At 53.6% G+C, this 19,823-nt stretch carries 16 protein-coding genes; 8 read left to right on the top strand and 8 right to left on the bottom strand.

Annotated features, from left to right (window positions below):
- Positions 1-140: 140 nt before the first annotated feature.
- The 7 genes from KQI79_RS05120 to KQI79_RS05090 all read left to right on the top strand — a co-directional run bounded on the left by KQI79_RS05120 (position 141) and on the right by KQI79_RS05090 (position 7,041).
- Entirely contained in the window at positions 141-470 is a 330-nt protein-coding gene (locus KQI79_RS05120) for a DUF2642 domain-containing protein (protein ID WP_230190991.1), read from the top strand.
- A 219-nt stretch (positions 471-689) separates the two neighbouring features.
- Positions 690-2,090 (top strand): family 4 glycosyl hydrolase, encoded by a 1,401-nt coding sequence (locus tag KQI79_RS05115; protein ID WP_216537143.1) that lies wholly within the window; start codon positions 690-692, stop codon positions 2,088-2,090.
- On the top strand, positions 2,083-2,985 hold the full coding sequence (locus KQI79_RS05110; protein WP_216537142.1) for a carbohydrate kinase family protein: 903 nt from the start codon (positions 2,083-2,085) through the stop codon (positions 2,983-2,985). Before KQI79_RS05115 ends, KQI79_RS05110 begins: the two co-directional genes overlap by 8 nt.
- Before the next feature lie 24 nt (positions 2,986-3,009).
- On the top strand, positions 3,010-4,329 hold the full coding sequence (locus KQI79_RS05105) for an ABC transporter substrate-binding protein (protein WP_216537141.1): 1,320 nt from the start codon (positions 3,010-3,012) through the stop codon (positions 4,327-4,329).
- Positions 4,330-4,415: 86 nt separating this feature from the next.
- Complete coding sequence (locus tag KQI79_RS05100; protein ID WP_216537140.1) at positions 4,416-5,279, top strand: carbohydrate ABC transporter permease; 864 nt, start codon at positions 4,416-4,418, stop codon at positions 5,277-5,279.
- A 12-nt stretch (positions 5,280-5,291) separates the two neighbouring features.
- The gene (locus KQI79_RS05095) at positions 5,292-6,119 is read left to right on the top strand and encodes a carbohydrate ABC transporter permease (protein ID WP_216537139.1); all 828 of its coding nucleotides are present in this window, start codon (positions 5,292-5,294) and stop codon (positions 6,117-6,119) included.
- Positions 6,120-6,144: 25 nt separating this feature from the next.
- Entirely contained in the window at positions 6,145-7,041 is an 897-nt protein-coding gene (locus KQI79_RS05090) for an AraC family transcriptional regulator (protein WP_216537138.1), read from the top strand.
- An 855-nt stretch (positions 7,042-7,896) separates the two neighbouring features.
- Here KQI79_RS05090 and KQI79_RS05085 read toward each other — a convergent pair.
- On the bottom strand, positions 7,897-10,617 hold the full coding sequence (locus KQI79_RS05085; RefSeq protein ID WP_216537137.1) for a sugar-binding protein: 2,721 nt from the start codon (positions 10,615-10,617) through the stop codon (positions 7,897-7,899).
- Between the two features lie 139 nt (positions 10,618-10,756).
- On the opposite strand from KQI79_RS05085, the gene KQI79_RS05080 reads away from it, so the two are divergent.
- On the top strand, positions 10,757-11,233 hold the full coding sequence (locus KQI79_RS05080; RefSeq protein ID WP_216537136.1) for a GNAT family N-acetyltransferase: 477 nt from the start codon (positions 10,757-10,759) through the stop codon (positions 11,231-11,233).
- Between the two features lie 121 nt (positions 11,234-11,354).
- Here the strand turns inward: KQI79_RS05080 and KQI79_RS05075 are convergent, their stop codons facing one another.
- The 7 genes from KQI79_RS05075 to iolD form a co-directional block, all read right to left on the bottom strand.
- On the bottom strand, positions 11,355-12,365 hold the full coding sequence (locus tag KQI79_RS05075) for a LacI family DNA-binding transcriptional regulator (protein WP_216537135.1): 1,011 nt from the start codon (positions 12,363-12,365) through the stop codon (positions 11,355-11,357).
- Between the two features lie 116 nt (positions 12,366-12,481).
- Positions 12,482-13,303, bottom strand: coding sequence for a 5-deoxy-glucuronate isomerase (iolB, locus tag KQI79_RS05070; RefSeq protein ID WP_216537134.1), 822 nt, complete (start codon positions 13,301-13,303; stop codon positions 12,482-12,484).
- An 11-nt stretch (positions 13,304-13,314) separates the two neighbouring features.
- Complete coding sequence (gene iolG, locus KQI79_RS05065) at positions 13,315-14,346, bottom strand: inositol 2-dehydrogenase (protein ID WP_216537133.1); 1,032 nt, start codon at positions 14,344-14,346, stop codon at positions 13,315-13,317.
- A 22-nt stretch (positions 14,347-14,368) separates the two neighbouring features.
- Positions 14,369-15,814 (bottom strand): CoA-acylating methylmalonate-semialdehyde dehydrogenase, encoded by a 1,446-nt coding sequence (locus KQI79_RS05060; RefSeq protein ID WP_216537132.1) that lies wholly within the window; start codon positions 15,812-15,814, stop codon positions 14,369-14,371.
- Between the two features lie 34 nt (positions 15,815-15,848).
- Positions 15,849-16,862 (bottom strand): 5-dehydro-2-deoxygluconokinase, encoded by a 1,014-nt coding sequence (gene iolC / locus KQI79_RS05055; protein ID WP_230190988.1) that lies wholly within the window; start codon positions 16,860-16,862, stop codon positions 15,849-15,851.
- 2 nt (positions 16,863-16,864) lie between these two features.
- Positions 16,865-17,776 (bottom strand): myo-inosose-2 dehydratase, encoded by a 912-nt coding sequence (gene iolE / locus KQI79_RS05050; protein WP_216537131.1) that lies wholly within the window; start codon positions 17,774-17,776, stop codon positions 16,865-16,867.
- Positions 17,777-17,794: 18 nt separating this feature from the next.
- Complete coding sequence (iolD, locus tag KQI79_RS05045) at positions 17,795-19,660, bottom strand: 3D-(3,5/4)-trihydroxycyclohexane-1,2-dione acylhydrolase (decyclizing) (protein WP_216537130.1); 1,866 nt, start codon at positions 19,658-19,660, stop codon at positions 17,795-17,797.
- Positions 19,661-19,823 lie beyond the last annotated feature (163 nt).

The following is a 19,823-nucleotide window of genomic DNA, read 5'->3' as shown; positions in this document are numbered from 1 at the left end:
CGTATCATCTAATGCTTATGCGGTACAGGCAAAAAAAAGAAGGCCGGGCTTAGGACACGGAACCAAAACTAGGCCGGCGTCATATCGTATTAATGACGATAGACGATAGAAGTTAACCAATAAAGGAGCGGATCCCGAACATGAACGCCTATTATGACGTACCCGATGCGATTCCCGCAGTCGGATACAGAACGGATTACCCGATGCACCATATGCATCACGGAATGCATCATATGCATCATGGAAAGCATCATATGGCGCATTACATGCCCACGAATTGCACCATCATCCTAAAACCGAAATTTATGGAACATCTGAAACAGCACGTAGGCAAAAAAATTTGCGTCATGACGACGGCCGGCAAGCTGGAAGGAATATTGGACGGCGTATTTATCGACCATCTCGCCCTCGTTCCGAGCAGTCACAAGAAGCATCACGTATTATACTCGCAAATCGTTTATTTCGAGTAAGCCTTTCTCCGCCGAATTTATCCCTTCGGCGGAGGAGTCCCCTTATCGGCCACACCCCCCCTTTTTTTTCGTACAAGCCCCTCTGCTTGCCTACGACTTACTTCCATTCCATAGAGCAAAAAAAGTAAAAATATCTAAACTTTCAAACAAATCATCATTAGCGTAAAAACGCTTCCAACTTTACACTAGATACTGATAAACAACGAAGGAGGCAAACTTATGAAGCTGGCTTTAATCGGAGGAGCCGGGGTAAGAACGCCGAGCATGATCTACGACCTGGTCCGCAAGCAGCAGGAAATTCCAATCCGCGAGTTATGCATTCACGATATTAGCCAAGAAAAAATCGATACGATCGGCGCCATCGTGAAGCATTTGGTGCAACAGTACGGTTCCCCTTTCAAAGTCAAAGTGACGACGGATTTCGCGCAAGCCGTTCGGGGAGCGGATTTCATCTATACGGCGATACGTGTCGGCGGCGAGGAAGGCCGGGCGATCGACGAACGGGTCGCCTTGCGCTACGGGGTTCTCGGGCAAGAAACGACCGGTCCCGGCGGGTTCGCCATGGCGCTGCGGACGATCCCCGTCATGCTGGAATACGCCGCAATCATCGAGAAGGAGGCGCCGAACGCATGGGTGGTCAATTTTACCAATCCTGCCGGCCTTATCACCGAAGCGTTGACGAAATATACGAACTTGAAAATAATCGGCATCTGCGACGCCCCTTCGGCGCTGAAGCTCGATATCGCCAAGTTTTTGAACGAGGCCCCCGATCAGATCCACATGAATTACGTAGGGCTGAATCATCTGGGCTGGGTGAACCGCATTATGGTGCGGGGCAGCGACCGGCTGCCCGAAATCGTCGACAATTACGAAAAATTTACCGCCTGCAGTCCGCATATGGCTTGCTTCTCTCAGGCACTGATCAAGCAGCTCCGCATGCTGCCGAACGAGTACTTATACTATTATTATTACCGCGAACAAGCCGTAGACTATATATTAAACAGCCCGCGCACGCGCGGCGAACAAATCGTGGAGTTGAACAAAAACTTAATGGCCCAACTCGCGGAGAAATTGCGCCAAGGCGGGATGAAAGAGGCGCTCGACCTGTACACAGGCACGATGGCGGAGCGGCAGAACAGCTATATGTCGGCCGAAACCGGCAACGCCGGAGCCGCCCATGCCCGGCAGCGGGACGATGCCGGAGCGGATCCGCTCGAGAACGAAGGATATGCGGGCCTCGCGCTGTCGATCTTATCGGCCATCTATAATAACCGCAAAACAAGCCTTATTCTAAACGTGCCGAACCGCGGCGCCGTCAAAGGCTTGTTGGACGACGATGTCGTCGAAGTGCCTTGCTTGCTGGACGCCAACGGCCCGGTGCCGTTGAACGTGGGGGCGATTCCGGAAGCGGCGAACGGGCTGATTCAGAGCGTGAAGCAATACGAGCGTTACACCGTATCCGCCGCGGTCCGCGGTTCGTATGAAGATGCCATGATGGCGCTGACCGTCCATCCGCTCGTCTTATCCCAATCGCTTGCCCGGAACATTTTGGACGACTATTTGCAGCAGCATCGACAATATTTGCCGAGGTTCGGACACAAAGGAGCACTGCATGGATAAACATGACGTAATATTTATCGGTTCGGCTTGCTGTGACCTTATTTTTAACGGATTGCCTTCCTTGCCGAAACTGGGGGAAGAGATTTGGGCCGAGCATTTGGAATTGACCGTCGGCGGCATGATGAATTCGGCGGCGGCGGCGGCCCGCTTAGGGATGAACGTCGGCCTTGCGGTCGAATCGGGAGACGATTTGTGGGGGGACATGATTCTTGCCAAAATGAAAGAGGAAGGCATCGACCTGCAATTCGTGCACAGGCATGCCGAACCGTATCCGCAAATTACCGTCGCCTTGAATTATCGGGAGGACCGATCGTTCGTCTCTTATGCGGACCAGCGGAATTTCGATCTTCATTTGCGCCATTTGCACGATACTTTGCATCATTCGGATGCAAGCTTATATCACTTCTCGGCGCAAAAGCAATATTTCGACTTGATCGGGGCGGCGAGACGGCTTGGCAAAACGATCAGTTTGGATACCAGTTGGGACGAAGACTGGCTCCAATCTTCGGAATTGAAGGACATGATTCGATTAGCGGATATTTTCATTCCGAACTTAAAGGAAGCGCAATTGATTACAGGCAAGGAGCATCCCGACGAGGCGCTTGCGGAATTATCCGCGCTTTGCCCCGTCACCGTCATCAAGCTGGGCGAGCAAGGCGCGATTTGCCGGGCGAACGGGGAGCGTTACGCGGCGGAGGCGCAGGCGGCGCAAGTGGTCGATTCGACCGGGGCCGGAGATTGCTTCGCGGCAGGCTTCCTGTACGGATGGCTGCAGCGCAAACCGATGGAGGAATGTCTGCGCATCGCCAACTATTGCGGCGGCAAATGCGTTGAGTCGATGGGAGGCTATACGGGCGCTCCCACCTTGGAGCAGTTACTTCATGATTTCACATAAAACCATTTTTAGAGGGGGATTTCCATGAAGGTCAAAAGAAAAGCTTCCATTCTAGTGTTGGCGGTAGTGTGCGCGGCCTCTCTCCTCCTGCAAGCATGCGGCGCGGGAGGCGCGCAAAGCTCCTCCGAGCCGGGAGAGGGCGGCTCGCCGGATAAACTCGTCGAACTCGTCTTCTCGACCCATTGGGTCGGAGAGGACGGCAAGGCGGATATCGTGCAGCAAATTGTGAACGGTTTCAATGCCCAATACGAAGGAAAAGCGAAAGTATCCATCGACGCGATCCCGGACGACGACGTATACCAGGATAAAATGAAAACGAACTTGGCGACGAACAGCTTGCCCGACATTTTTACTTTCTATTATAATCCTGTTGAGTCGGAGCGCTATTACAGTTCCGGAAAGCTGTTGGATCTTGCGCCGTATATGAGCGACGAATGGAAAGGCAATTTGAAGGAAGACGTCCTCGCAACGGGGCGGTTCAACGATCAAATTCTGGCCATTCCGCTCGATCAGATGGTGACGCCGATCTTCTACAATAAATCGCTGTTCGAGCAGGCGGGCATTCGGCAATTTCCGCAAACTTGGGACGAGATGATCGATGCGGCCGAAGCGTTGAAGAAAAACGACATCTACGCGTTTGCGATGGGAACCGGCGAGAACGCTTGGTCGGCGATGCTCTTGTATTCGTATCTTGTATCCAGCATCGGCGGTTCCGATGTATTGGAGAAAGGGTTGGACGATCCTGCGTACGTGCAGGCGGCGGAGATGCTCAAGCAGTTATTCGCTTACTCTCCGAAGGACGCCGTGGGAGCGACCTATCAGCAATACGCCAGCCATTATTTGAATGAGAAAGCGGCCATGATCGTCAACGGACCGTGGATGATCTCCGAATTTTTGGAAAAGGGCGGCGAAGCTCTTGCGGCTAAAATGGGCGTCGGCACTTCCCCTAGCGCGAAGGACGGGACCGGCAAACAAGGGGCCCTCATCTCGGGAATCGGTTGGACGATGGCCGGCAAGAAGCAGGACGATGCGCAGCGGGCCGAATATACGGCCAAGTTTATCGAATTTTTCACCCATCCGGATAACGCCAAGAAAATTTTTCTGGAAAGCGGGGAAATATTCGAATCGACCAACTATCAAATCGAGCAGGACGATCAGGTCGATGCGATTTCTCAAGAGATATTAAGCAAACTAAACGCGGCTCCGCAAACGTACGATTACTTTGAAGGGATGACCGGTTCGGCTGTCAAAATCGAATTTCCGACAGCGCTTTCCGGTTTGGTTCTCGGCCAATTCACGGCCGAACAGTTTGTCGAAATGTTGAAAAAGGCGAGCATGGAATAAAGGGTTTGTGGCAAATATGACGGCGTTTACGCGGCCCATCGCCGCGGAGATGCCGTCAGAACCTTTGATTAGAGAGGTCCGAACATATGAAAAATCAACATCGAATAGGCGTTATTTTATTTTTAATCCCTGCCGTTGTAGTCTTCCTTATTTATTTTATATACCCGATCGGATTTTTGGCCTATACGAGCTTGATGAAGTGGGATTCGATCACGCCGATGGAATTCGTCGGATTGGATAATTATGGAAGGTTGCTCGAGGACAGCGTATTTCACAAATCATTGTTGAATACGCTTGCATGGGGCGCCGCCGCCGTCTTCATCCATATTCCGATGGCGATGATCGTCGCGATGATTTTATCGCGCAAAATAGCGGGGTGGAAATTTTTCCGGACCGTATTTTTTATACCCAATCTCATCTCCACCCTGGCGCTGGCGATGCTCTGGCAATTTATTTACAACGGGGAGTTCGGGCTGCTGAACGAATTGCTCCAGTTTCTCGGGCTAGGCTCCTGGCAGCGTAACTGGCTCGGCGAACTGCATACCGCTTTTCCGGCGCTGATCGGCCAATGGATTTTCTATATCGGGTTTTTCATGATTATCTTCATGTCGTTTATTTCAACGATTGACCCGTCCTTATACGAATCGGCGCAAATCGACGGCGCGAGCGTCCTGAAGCAGGAATGGCATATTACGCTTCCTTTGCTCAAGCCTGCGCTCTCGATTGCCGTCCTGCTGTCGTTAACCGATACGCTCAAAAATTTCGAGGCGCCGTTTCTGCTGACGAACGGCGGGCCGATCAACCAGACGATGGTTCTTTCGCTGCACATATATAATAAGATGGTTTCCTATCAATACGGATACGCGAACACGCTTGCCGTCATGCTGATTGCGATCGGCGCCGCCATGGTGCTTGCCGTGCGTCTGGCGTTCCGTGAGAAAGATCTGTAAAGGGGGATCGGTATGAATTGGAAAAACAGTGTCGCCAAGCTTCCGGCCTATCTCGTCATTCTGTTCTTTTTTTGCGTCACGATGCTCCCCATTCTTTGGATCTTGATCGGTTCGCTCAAAAGCAACGCGGAATTGATGAGTTCGCCTTTTTCCTTGCCGGAAGAGTGGCATTTCGCCAACTACCGCAAAGCTTACGTCGTAGGGCAGCTCGGGCAGCTGTTTCTGAATTCGGTATTCGTCAGCCTGTTATCCGTCGGCTTCTGTTTGCTGTTCGCGACGATGGCCGCTTATGCGGTCAGCCAAGGCAAGAAGTGGACCGTATCGGTGTATGTCGCGATGACGGCCGGTATTTTCCTTCCCGTCAATTCGTTAATGGTGCCGTATTATCTGATTGCGGGCCAGTTTGATTTGCTGAATTCGAAATGGGCGCTGATTACGACCTATACCGCGATGGGCTTTCCGTTAACGTTGTTGCTCGTATACGGATTCGTCCGCTCCGTGCCGAAAGAAATTATGGAATCCGCTTATATGGACGGCGCAGGCTTTTACTATACCTACGGACGCATTCTGATTCCGTTAATTCGTCCCGGCATGGCTACGGCCGCCATTTTTCAGTTTCTATTGTGCTGGAATGAATTTCTATACGCCCTGCTATTGACCAGCGACCAGAAAGTACGTACCTTACAGGTAGGCATCAGTTTGTTCAAATCGCAATTTAACGCCGACTTCGCGGCGATGTTCGCGGCGATTGTCGTCAGCGTCATTCCGATCGTCATTATTTTTATTCTATTGCAAAAACAGGTGATTCAAGGATTGACAAGCGGCGCGTTAAAAGGTTGATCTACCCGAAGGAGTGATTGATATTATGAACAGACTTCCCGAATCGCTGCAAACGTTTCGCAGCTTCTACGATTTCCAAATTTTTATCAATCGCAATGAAGGCGAGTGGCGCATGCCGTTCGAATGGCATGAACCGCTCGAAATTTTCTATGTCGTATCGGGCAGAGGCAAATATTATATCGAAAATAAAGTATACGTTTTCGAGCCCGGCGATCTGTTCGTCATCGGCAATCACGAATTGCATAAAAGCCAATTGATCAATCAAGAGCCGTTTGAAGCGATGATCATCATGTTCGATCCGTCGCTTGCCAATTTGATACAGTTGGACGACGGGGTCGATCCGCTAGCGCTATTCTACGAACGGACGGACGACTTCTCGCATCAACTGAAAGTGGATCCGACGCTGCAGCCGAAGCTGCGGTGGTGTTTCGATCTGATGATGGAGGAATACGACCGCAAGGAAGGATTCTCGCTGCGCACGGTCGGCTCCCTCCTGCAATGGCTGCTGCTGGAATTGAAGCGGGAGTACGGCCGGAACAAGCGCTATAACCAGATTGAATGCTGGAACGGCGTTCACTTGAAGCCGGTCGTCCAGAACGCAATGGAATATATTAATCGGTGCTATAACGAAGATATCAACTTATCCAAGCTGTCTTCCCAGCTTCGGGTAAATCCGTCTTACTTAAGCCGGGAATTCAAGCATAACACCGGCTTTTCGATCGTGGAGTTCATTTCGTTCAAACGAATTTGGCACGCTAAGGAAATGCTGCTCTATACCGATACGCAGGTCACGGAAATTGCGTACCAGGTCGGCTTCAACAATGTCACGCATTTTCATTGGATGTTTAAGAAAATGATCGGCATCAGTCCGAATAAATACCGCAAGCTGCCCAAAATTTTTTACAATCTCAAAAAATATTGACGTCGAGCATCGAATTCGAGGGTTGCGTAGCGACGCGAAGAAATCGCTGGCTTCTTGGCCAAGGAAATGAAATAAGGCTTCCTGCAAACGGAAGCTTTTTTATTTTTCCGCTTAGCGGTTCCGCCCCGAACGTTCGAACAAAAGCAACGGGTCGATGCATGCGCCGCTCTTTTGTGTATGATTTTTCGTCTACAACTACAGAATCAGGGCCCAGATCGCGTTTTGTATATGAAATTTCGAACTAAGTCGACGGATTCGCAGCGTGCGCGGCTCGTTTCGTACGATTATTCGTACACCTTTGCGGGAATAGGGCTCAAATCGGCGCGTATGTATGAAATTTCAAACTAAGTCGATGGATTGGAAGTGTGAGCCGCTTGTTTTGTACGATTTTTCGCATACCTGAGCAGGATCAGCACTGGCGTTGCATTAACTTTTTTCAGCAAATATTGAGACAACTGTGTGGATTACGGTGCTATTCCTTCACATTTCATCTACCGCCCTGCTCCCCAAGTTCGCGGACACAGGAGACGCTAATTGTGACAAACGGCCCGATTTCGGACCTTTTGCGGACATACGATCCTCTATTCGCGGCAAAAACGTAAAAATAAGCCCTCCGACGAACGGATAACGAACCACTGTCCGCCTAAACAGCGAAAAAGCAAGTTTGACACAAAATAACGGCCGTACGGTCCGGATAGCAATTTCCTCAATGCAACGCCATTGCAGGAGCAGGTCTCAAATCGCGATTTGAGTATGAAACTCAAACAAATTCGGAGGATTCGATCCATGCACTGCTTCATTGCGTATGAACGGAACGAAACTGAGGCGGCATCAACATGATACCGCCTCTGCTTGCTACTTCTTCTTCACAGCTTCCGATAAAGCCGCCGTTGCGCCGGTCTCGGTTTCAAACGCCGCTAACACGATCGCGTCTTGCCGCGCGCGGTCGGCCCGGTCCTTCGCAACCGGCAGGAGCAGCTTCTCCGGTTTGCCCGGCGCAAGCGGAACGGATCGATAAGCCAGCGCTTCGCCGCCTGCCCAGACGAACAGATGGGCTTCGCCCGCTGCGTCGGCTTTCAACTCGACGGCAATCGAACCGTCCTGCCAAACCGGCTTCGATTGGAATTGAACGACCTTGCCGGCATCGCGTCCGCCGGCGAGCGGAACGCCGTCCGCTAACGATTGGATGATCGACTGCGGCGAAGCTACGCTGCGCCCGACGTCAACGGCGGCGTCTTTCGCCCGGTCGTAGCCGGATAGCGACACTTGGCCCCAGCGGTACGGATCGCCTTGCACGCCGCCCCATGTCGACCAGCCGAGACGCGTTTGGCCGGTTTTGTCTTGCGTGTCGGAATCGTAGATGAAAATATTCAAGCCCATCCGCTGCGGATCGATCGGCGCCGGCAACTCGGCGAACGGAATTTTCGCCTCGATCGTATAACCGGCATACGGCTCGCTTACCTTGGATTTGACGACCATGCCCGGAGCCGTCTCGGCAATCGGCCCTTGCTTATGATCGGCGTCGCGGTACGCCGCTGCGGGATTGCCATGCTGCGCATCGTCCGTGACCGGGAAAATGCCCACTTTGAACGTCGTGGACGTATTCTCCGAATCGCCGCGCGGATCGATGGCGATTTCGACGGAATCGGTGCGCCAATGACGCTTGGCGTCATCCGGCGGCAGGACGGCGCCCAGCACATCGTCCTTGACGTGAATGACGAAATAGAGCGCATCGTCATACCAACTCACTTTCGCGCTGCCGGAGGCGTCCGCCGTCGATTCCGGGGCATCGCCTTCCCACACCCGGCTTAAGTCTAACGCGACGCCGGGATATTCCCCTGGAGATTCCACGCCGTCGACGCGCGGCGCGGCATTCGCCTTCGCGATCTCCGCTACAGGCACGAGATTCAGAGCGGCCGCCTGCGTACTGCTTCCGCCAATGCTTGTCGTCTGAACGGTAAAGTTATAATCTCCCTTCTCTCCGCCCTCATTGGACGTTTTCAAGTTGGAATTCGTGTTTTTCACTTGAAATGTCACTTTGCCGGTAGCTCCCGGCTGCAAATTGGAATACGACCGCACCGCCGGCTCCGCCCGGAAACCTGCAGGCAGTTGCAGCGTTACTGTGCCGTTCTGCTTGCGATCGCTGTAATTCGTCACATCGACTTCCACCGTGCGCATCTCGCCGACGCCGAGAGCAAGCACCGGCTTGATCAAATTATCGAGCTGCGGTACGCCGACTTGCTGCGCCCAGTTCCGGAATTGCTTCACTTGCGGCAAAGGCTGGAGCGTACCCGCCACTTCCGGGGAAACGTTGACGACCCGGCTTGCAAAGCCTTTCATATTTCCTGTCGTCAAGCGGGCGTTCAGCCGCACGCGTTTCAACTCCGCATTGTCCGGCACCGTTACCGTAAATGCGGCGGAAACCGGTTGATTCGGTTCCAGCTTGGCGATCGCACCCTGACCCTCCGCTTTCCATCCGTCCGGCAATTCCAAACGGATTTCGGCATCGCGAAGCGTCTGCTTTCCGCCGTTCCGCGCATGGACCGTTACGGTAAACGATTGGCCGCGCACAAGTTGGAATGCATCGGTCGTCAAATACAATTCGGAGCCGAGCGGCAAACCGCCTTCCGCTTGCTTCAGCGCCCCGGCCAAGATCGCCGCGGAATCCGTCCCGCCTTCCAAACCGGGCACGCGGCTGTCGATTTCCGTAAATTGATCGCAACCTAATTGCTGCGGGTCGGAAGCCACGTCAGGGAAGACCGACCAGCCTTGGGTCACATACTCGCGCTGCGCATCCCGCTCCACTTGGCCCCATGTTTTGCCATGCTTTTCCGAATGGCGTCCGTTCCATACGCCGTATACCGCATCCGTCGGCTCGGTCGGCGCAAACGACGACTCGCAACGCTCTCCAAGCTGTCCCGCTCCGGCGGCATACCGCATCACTATTTTACTCGCCCGCCAAGGCTGCAGCCCTTCCTGCTCGATCTGTTCGGGGAAGACGTCCGGATCGGCGGCGGCATAGAACGCTTCGACCGCCAATCGGGCCGCATACTGGTGGTTGCCGTGATTGCCGGGCGTCGGCGAAGGATTCATCGTAACGATCAATTCCGGGCGCGTCATGCGCACGATACGGACCGTCTTTTCCAAAGAATCGTCGTGACCCCACATTTCCTCCGTCAGCGGAGCGCTGACCGTGTAGTAGAAATCCAGTTTATCCAGGTTGTAAATATGCTCGATGCCTGCTTTCCCCACTGCGTTGCGCTCTTCCTTTTCCCGTATAATGCCCAGAGTGGCTCCTTCTTCCGGTCCCGCCGCGTTGCCTCCTCCTTCTCCTCTCGTGACGGTAATGACGCCTGTACGAATGCCTTCATATTCGTTCCATTGTCCGAAGGTCGACAAGCTGCCCGCCTCGTCGTCGGGATGGGCTCCGATAAACAGCACGCCGAGATCGACCGGCCGTTCCGCCGGTTTGGCGGCGGCCATCATATCGTTGCCGGCCGAAGGGGCCAAGGCCATAGCCAAGGCCAGCAAAGCGCTTACAAAAATCGATTTTCCGCTTTTCGTCATCGCAAACATCGTTCTACTCCCTTCCATGATTAGAATATGAGTAGAATATACTTGTTTATGGAAACTGCCGCTAACGAAATATTGACAGAATCTTTAGATTTTATGACCTTCGTGGAAGGTGTTTTACTTACATAGGAGCGTGTTTAAGATGCAAATTAGAAAGGCAACTATAGAAGATATCCAAGCCATTAGAAACATCGCTGTAACTGCTTGGGAAAGTACATATAGGTCAATCATTCCGCCTGAAGTGCAACAGTCTTTTTTAGACCATGCTTATTCAAATGAAATGTTGAGTAACAGAATGGATAACACCTTATTTTTTCTTGCTATTTGCGAAAATAAAATCGTAGGATTTATTAATTATTTTGTTACGAAAAATGATTTGGTGGAACTATCGGCATTTTATATTGACCCTTTGTTTCAACGTAAAGGGATTGGTACTCAATTATTCGAAAAAATGATTGGGGAATGTAAAGTTGGCACTGAGATCGTATGTGATGTTGAAACAGACAATGCTATAGGAATGTCGTTCTATCAAAAAAAGGGGTTTAGAATTGAAAAGCAATATGTAGATCATTTTCTAGGGCATGACCTTAAAACGACAAGAATGAGATATAAGGTGTAAGCGGATCGAAGAAAACGGCAATGAAAATGATAAACTCAAACTTCCCAGCTTCTCGGAATCGAAGTTTGAGTTTCATCTCATAATTTAATAGATATCCTGAAAATTCATGTACTAACGGCAACTAGTCCTTTGCTTCCGCCGTCGATTGGCGCACGATTAATTCGGGACGCAATACGATCCGCTGCATCGCCGTATCCGGCTTGTTCTCCAAATGGCCGGTCAACAGGTTGAACACGAGCTTGGCCATCCGGTCCATCGGCTGAGCGACCGTCGTCAGCGCCGGATCGGTGACGGAAGACAGAATCGTGTTGTCAAACCCGATCACGGATACGTCTTCGGGAACGCGCAATCCTTCTTCCTTGGCGGCTTGCAGAGCCCCGACGGCAAGGATGTCGTTGCTGCAGAAGATGGCGGTCGGCCGTTCCGCTTGACGCAGCAGACGTTTGGCCCCCAGCTTGGCATCTTCGATCGTATGATCGCAAGTGACGATGCTCTCTTCGTTCAGCGCGATGCCGGCTTCGAATAAAGCGAACGTAAAACCTCTGATCCGTTCGCGGCTGCTGCTTACCTTCAAACTTTCCGTCAGTACGGAAAGACGAAGATGTCCGAGCTCAAGCAAGTGACGGGCCGCAAGCGTTCCGCCGAGAAAATCGTCCGTCACGACGGTATGCGCGGTCAACGATTCGACCTCCCGGGCGATCATCGCGATCGGTATCGATTTCTCCTGCAATTGCTTCAATAATTCGATATTTTCGATGCCTGTGCCGATAATGATGCCGTCCACGCTTTTTTGTTCCAACAGCTTGAGATAACGCTCGACTTTTTCGTCTTTATTGTCCGTACTGCAAATGATGAGACTGTACCCCGATTGATGGGCTTCGTCCTCGATCGCTCTGGCGATTTCCGCAAAAAACGGATTGGATACGTCCGGAATGAGCAAACCGAGGGTAAAGGTTCTTTTTCCCATTAAGGCCGAAGCAATCACGCTCGGTTTGTATTGCAGCCGTTCCATTACTTTGAATATTTCTTCCCGTCTTTTTTTGCTTATTTTGCCTTTGCCGTTGATCGCATTGGATACGGTCGCGATGGAAACGCCGGCTTCTTTGGCAACATCGTATATGGTAGCTTTCATGAACATCCCCGACTCATTGATTATTACCGACATGGATAAAAAACGGGGATGGATTCATGCGCTCTCATCCCCTTACCCCATTATGCGTATTTTCTGCGCCTGATGCAATATGTTCCCTATTTATGCGAAGACGGATGGTTCATTAGCCAAGCATGATCCGGATCGTTTTGGAACTTCCAGATGCGGACAGGGCCTGCCATGACATTTAAATAATATGCGTCGTAACCGGGAGGCGCGGACACGGGATGGTATCCGCGGGGCACCAGCACCGCTTCGCCGTCCCGCACGGCGAGCGTCTCGTCGAGCGAACGGTCGTCGGTATAAACTCGCTGCACCGCAAACCCTTGCTCGGGCTTAATTTTGAAATAATACGTTTCTTCCAGCAACGACTCGTCGGGCAACGCGTCGCGGTCATGCTTATGGGGCGGATAGCTGGACCAATGGCCGCCCGGCGTAAATACCTCCACGACGAGCAGGCTGTCGGCCGGCTCCTGTTCCGGCAAAATATTGTGAATATGCCGCTGCATATTGCCGCTGCCGCGCACCTCGACGCCGACATGCTCCGGGGCGATCAGCCTCGCTTTATGATTTCCTTGGCCCGGCGCGCTGCAAACCGCAACTTCTACATCCGTAAGCGCCTCGATTTCATATCTGTCACCGCTTGGCACATACACGGAATACGGAGGAATTTGCTCGAATACGCTCATCCGCTGCCCAATATCATGCCACGATCGTTCCGACGTGCTCGCATTCGCCTTGCCGCTGAGCAACACAAGGCATGCTTCCCGCCCCCCGGTATCGCTGTGCAAGGAACCGCCCGCAGCGATGCGGTGAACCTCAAATCCGACATAGTTCCATTGCGCGCCTTCCGGGGTGACGGCAAGGACTCGGGAATCGCCGTATCCTGGCGGCACCGGTTTTACAATCAAATTGGACATTCTCCTCACTCCTATTCCTTATTGCCGAGTTCGTCTAACTCATCCAGCCGGACCGGACGCCGCAAGCGTAAAGACAGTTTCGCTGCCAAGGCGATGCTTTCCGCCTGCAAGGCGTCATGGCCGTCAACCACGAGCGGCCCGCCGTCAAGCAAGCATTCGACGAAGAGCCGCGTCTCGTCGACGTACGCTTGATTGTAGCGTTCCAGGAAGAAATGCAGCGGCTTGTCGGAATACGTTCCATCCGCGCAGCTGACGACTGCGCTGTTGGGATAATCGTTGGCGACGGCGACGCTTCCTTTCGACCCGAATACTTCCGCCCGCTGGTCGTATCCGTACGCCGCCTTGCGGCTGTTGTCGATGACGCCGAGCGCCCCGTTCTCGAAGCGAAGCGTAATTACGGCGGTATCAATGTCGCCGTACTTGGCGAACACCGGGTCGACGAGCACATTGCCTTGCGCGTATACTTCCTCCACTTCGCTGCCCGCCAAATACCGGGCCATGTCGAAATCGTGAATCGCCATATCCATAAACAGGCCGCCGGACACCCGAATGTAGCTTTCACCCGGCGGACTCGGATCGCGCGACGTAATTTTGATCAGATGCGGCCGGCCGATCGTCCCCGCTTGCACATGCTCCCGCACCCGTTTGAAGTTATGATCGAAGCGCCGGTTGAAGCCGATTTGCAGTTTGACGCCCGCCTCCGCCGCCGCGGCGACCCCTTCTCTCGTCTGGGCGAGATCCATGCTGACCGGCTTCTCGCAGAAAATATGTTTTCCCGCTTGCGCCGCTTGTTTGATCAGCGGTACATGCGTATCGGTCGAAGAGCAAATGAATACGGCATCGATGTCGGGATGGGCGATAATATCCCCGCTGTTCTTTGTTACCAGCCCAATCCCCCGTTCCGCCGCCCAAGCTTCGAGTTCGGGACCCGCGAACAGATCGCTGATCGCCGCAATTTCGACATTCGGAAGCCTCGCCATATTGTCAGCATGAATCTTCCCGATTCTGCCCGCGCCGATGATGCCGATCGTTATTTTTTTCATAGACACGCATCCTCTCTACGGATTACCATCTTGCCGTCACCATTTTCTTTCTCGTGTAAAATTCAACCCCGTCCATGCCGTTCGCGTGCAAATCGCCGTAAAACGACTTTTTCCAGCCGGAGAACGGGAAGAACGCCATTGGTGCGGGTACGCCAAGGTTGACCCCGAGCATGCCTGCATCGATTTGCTCGCGGAACTGGCGGGCATGGCTGCCGCTCGTGGTGAACAAGCATGCTCCGTTGGCGAACTCCGACCGATTCGCCAGCTCGATCGCCTCCTCGAGCGTATCCGCTCTGACGACGGATAAGACAGGGGCGAAAATTTCATCTTCCCAAATTTTCATCCCGCACCGCACGCCGTCGAAAATCGTCGGCCCGACAAAATAGCCCTCGCCGGACGACGCCGAATCTTTGCGCCCGTCGCGAACGAGCAAAGCGCCTTCCTTCTCTCCGATTTCGATGTATTTCACGGTCCGTTCTTTATGGGAATCCCGAATAACCGGTCCGAGGAACACACCCTCGTCGAGACCGTTTCCGATCGTAATCCGGTCTGCGGCCTGAACCAGCCTGTTTACGAGTTCATCGCCGATCTCCCCGACCGCTACGACGACGGAGCATGCCATGCAGCGTTCCCCGGCGGAACCGAAAGCGGCGTTTGCGATTTCCTTGACGGCCAGGTCGAGATCCGCATCCGGCATGACGATCGTATGGTTTTTGGCGCCGGCCAAAGCCTGCACCCGTTTGCCGTGGGAGGAGGCCGTTTTATAGACGTATTCGGCGACAGGCTGGGATCCGACGAAAGAGACGGCTTTCACGTCCGGGTGCTCCAATATGCCGTTAACGACATCATGAGCGCCATGCACGACGTTCAGTACGCCCGCGGGAAGTCCCGCTTCGTGCATCAGTTCCGCCAATCGGTTGGCGAGCAGCGGCGTCCGTTCGGACGGCTTCAGCACGAACGCGTTGCCGCAAGCGATCGCGAGCGGGAACATCCAGCATGGCACCATCATCGGGAAATTGAAAGGGGTAATGCCCCCGACAACGCCGATCGGATAGCGGAACATGCCCGATTCCAAGTTCGTGGCGATATCCGGCAACTGTTTGCCCATCATAAGCGAGGGCGCGCCCGCGGCAAACTCGACGCATTCGATCCCGCGCAACACCTCGCCGTAAGCTTCGTTATAGCTTTTTCCGTTTTCTTTCGTAATCAACTTCGCAAGCTCTTCCCAATGCTGGACAAGAAGCTGCTGATACGCGAACATAATGCGCGCGCGGCGGGGTACCGGCGTGCGGCTCCAGGTTGCGAACGCTTCCCCGGCTTTCCGCACCGCCGCATCCACATCGGTCTGTGTGGAGAGCGGAACTTGCGCGAGAATCTCCTCCGTGGCCGGATTATAGACTGGCTCGAGACGTACGGACGACGAATCCGTCCATTCGCCGCCGATCCAATTTTTCAATATTGTCGCCATCGTGTCATATCTCCTTTTTGATCAAAATTGGCTGCTATTGCACTTCGATTTCGCCGGCTTTGCAGCGTTCGATATATGCATGAACTTGCGCGGCCGTCGGCATGGCGTCCGAACAGCTATGGCTCGAAATGACGATGCAGGCCGCTGCGCTGCCGAATTCCATGCATGCCGTAAGCGTCCAGCCCTGCATGATGCCGTACAGAAATCCGGCCGCATAGGAATCGCCCGCGCCGAATGTCTTCACCACTTTGGCCGGAAAGCTTTGGGCGCGATGGCCGATGCCGTCGCCCGTATAAGCGATCGACCCCTCCTTGCCGTGTTTAACGACGACGATTTTCGCGCGATGCCCGAACCAGTTGGACGCCGTCACCCGGTCGTCCCGCTCCGGATTGCCGCCGAACCGCTCCATCATATCGAACTCTTCGCGGGTGCCGAGAATGATATCGCATTTCTCCGCCGCCAAGTTATAGTAAACTGCCGTCTCCTCATCCGATTTCCAAGTGTAAGGGCGATAATCCAGATCGAATGCGACGATCGTTCCGTGTTTTTGGGCGTATTGCAGCGATTGAAGCACCGCTTCCCGCGACGGGCTTTGCGCCAGCGCCGTTCCGGAAATGAGCAGCACCTTCGATCCGGCAATGAGCTCTTCCTGCACTTCTCCCGCAGTCAGCAGCAGGTCGGCCGCATTGTCCCGGTACATTAAAATGCTGCAATCGGTCGGGCTTTTAATTTCCGTAAAGGCGAGTCCCGTCACCGCTCCGGTACGATCGGTAACGACATTGCCGGTATGAATCCGGTTTTGCTCCAAATAGCCGCGAATAAAGCGCCCCATTTGGTCGTCCGCGATTTTGCCGATAAAAGCCGTCTTCATGCCAAACCGCGACATGCCGATCGCAATATTCGCGGGGGAACCGCCGACATATTTGGTAAAAGTCATCGTTTCTTCCATCGGTCGATTGATCTCGTTCGCGTTCAAATCGATGCATAACCTGCCGATCGCCGTGAAATCATACGTACTGTCCGCCGGAAACTCGATATACCGTTCCACGTTTACGCACCTGCCTTTTCCGAAATAATCTTGTTCAAATAGTTGAGCGATGTCCGGGCATACTCATGCGGAGGATGCTTCGCCGGATCTTGTTCTCCCTCCAGCATCGCCCATCCGTCGTAGCCGCGCTGAAGCAGTTCCCCGACAATCGGCCGGAAATCGAGATCGCCCGTTCCGGGCAGCGTAAATACGCCCCGCTTGATGCATTCGATGAAATCCGCCTCTTCTTCCCGCGCCTGCGTTAATACCCCTTTGCGAACGTCCTTGAGGTGGACGTATGCGATGCGATCGTAATGCTTGCACAGAACCGCAAGCGGGTCGGCGCCCCCGAAATACGCGTGTCCCGTATCGTACAACAAGCTGACGAGCTCGGGGTCGGTCATCTCCATCAGCCGGTCGATTTCCTCGGGACGCTCGACGACCGTGCCTCCGTGGTGATGGTAAGTCAGCTTCATCCCATATTCGCTTGCGATCGCTCCGGCGGCGTTCAATCCTTCGGCAAGGCTCTTCCAACCCGCTTCGTCCAGCCGAATCACCCCTATCTGTCCCGGCGATGTTCGGGGATCGAACTGGGGCGAACCGCCGCTCTCGCAAGTGCTGATCACTTTGCAACCCATCTCATGCAGAAATTGCGCATGACGGCGATAGCTCTCCAGCTCCTCCCGGCGGCAGGACGGATCGGAGAACAGCACCGACTTCCATTGGGAGACGAGCCGCATGCCGCGTTTATCGAGCTCTTGCCGCAGTAGAGCGGCATCTTGCGGATATTTGCGACCCATTTCCGTTCCAAGCAATCCGAGCGATTGCATATCGTCGAGAATTTGTTCGTAAGTCGTATGTTCGCCATGCTCCTTCACATCCTCGCCGACCCAATTAATCGGATGCGCGCCGATGCGGAATAATTTCCGTCTCATATTCGGTCCCCTTCCTTTCTAATATAAGTTGATACGCTCGATCCGCCGCCGCCTTTTCGCATGCTCGGCAACGACTTTCTCGCTTGCCGACACTTCCGGCACGCCAACGTTCCACCAAGATTCGTAACCGTCCGTATTCGTCCCCGGCAAAACCGAGATTTCAATGAGTACGGTAACCGTTTCTTCCTTCGCCCGTTGCAAAGCTTCCCTGAGCTCTTCCGCCGTCCCGGCTTGATACGTCTTCGCTCCCAAGCTGCGAGCATGGGCGGCATAGTCAATTGGCATATAAGATCCCGTCAACCGGTTTGTATCCGCTTCCCGATAACGGAATTCGTTGCCGAAGCCGTCGCTTCCATGACCTCTCTGCAAATTATGGATACATTGAAAACCGTGATTATTGAATAATAAAACCGTAAATTTTATGCCTTCCTGCAAGCTTGTCACCATTTCCGAATGCAGCATCAAGTAGCTGCCGTCTCCTACAAGGGCGTACACCTCCCGGTCAGGTTCCGCCATCGCGGCGCCGAAAGCTCCGGACACCTCGTAACCCATGCAGGAAAATCCATATTCCATATGATACGTTTTCGGTTCCTCGCTTCTCCATATCCGATGCAAATCGCCCGGCAAGCTGCCGGCCGCGCAGACGACGACGGCGGAAGAACCGATCGTCCCGTTCATGACGCCCAGCGCCCGGGTTTGCGTTAGCCCTTGATCGTTTTCAAGCAGGTGCAAACGGTCGACTTCGGCATTCCATTTCGCTTGCAGGGCGGCGATTTCCCCGTCGGCGTAGCCGCTGCGGTACCCAGAGTCAGCCAAGGCTTCCCGAAGCGCCCGCAATCCTTCCCTCGCATCGGCGAGAAGGGAAACGCCGTTTAATTTCGCGGCATCCATGCCGTTTACATTGATGTTGAGAAACCGGACATCCCGGTGCTCGAATGCCGATTTGGATGAAGTCGTAAAATCCGAATAGCGCGTTCCAACGCCGATGATGAGGTCCGCCTCCTTCGCCAGCTTATTTGCCGCCAGCGTGCCGGTCACCCCCACGCCGCCGACGCTCAGCGGATGCTTCCATGAGATCGCGCTTTTCCCCGCTTGCGTTTCGGCGACCGGAATATGAAAAGTTTCCGCAAACCGCAGCAATTCCTGCTCCGCTTCCGAATACAGCACGCCGCCGCCGGCGATAATAAGCGGTCTTTTCCTGCCCGACATCAGTTCCGCTGCGCGCTTGACGGTATTAGCCGCAGGGGGACGGCGGTCGATGTAATGGACTCTCTTGGCAAAGAACGATGCCGGGTAATCGTAAGCTTCCGCTTGCACGTCTTGCGGCAGCGCCAAAGTGACCGCGCCCGTCTCGGCCGGGTCCGTCAAGACGCGCATCGCTTGAACGGCCGCCGACATCAGCTGTTCCGGCCGGACGATCCGGTCCCAATATTTGCTGACAGGCTTGAAGCAATCCGTCGTCGACATCGTGTAATCTCCGCTTGCTTCCAGCTGCTGCAGCACCGGATCGGGCTGCCTGTCCGCGAAATGGTCCCCCGGAAGCAGCAGTACCGGAATACGGTTTACGGTAGCGGTCGCCGCCGCCGTCACCATATTTAAAGCGCCCGGTCCGATCGAAGACGTACAGGCGAAAATTTGTTTGCGATTCTTTTGTTTGGCGTAAGCGGTTGCAGCATGAACCATTCCTTGTTCGTTCTTGCCCTGTATGTACGTCAGTTCGCCCGGGCTGCGCTCCAAAGCTTCCCCGATGCCTGTCACATTGCCGTGACCGAAAATGCCCATCACGCCTTGTACAAACTTCGTTTCTACGCCGTCGACGGAAACGTACTGGCAATCCAAAAACTTGAGCAATGCCTGCGCCATCGTCAATCGCAACTTGCTCATGCAACATCACCTCCACATAGGTTAAGCGCTTATCTATATACTTTATTCTATTTCCATTAATTTTATTACTAGTATTGGGTTAAGCGCTTTACCTTTAGATTATAATGAAATAGAAAATTAAGCAACACTTTTTTGTGCGAGAACGCAGAGCAATGATCGGAGC

The sequence above is a fragment of the Paenibacillus sp. MSJ-34 genome (genome assembly GCF_018918005.1).
Classification (GTDB): domain Bacteria; phylum Bacillota; class Bacilli; order Paenibacillales; family Paenibacillaceae; genus MSJ-34.
The sequence above is the reverse complement of the archived record's forward strand: the minus strand, read 5'-3'. Positions and strand labels throughout refer to the sequence as shown.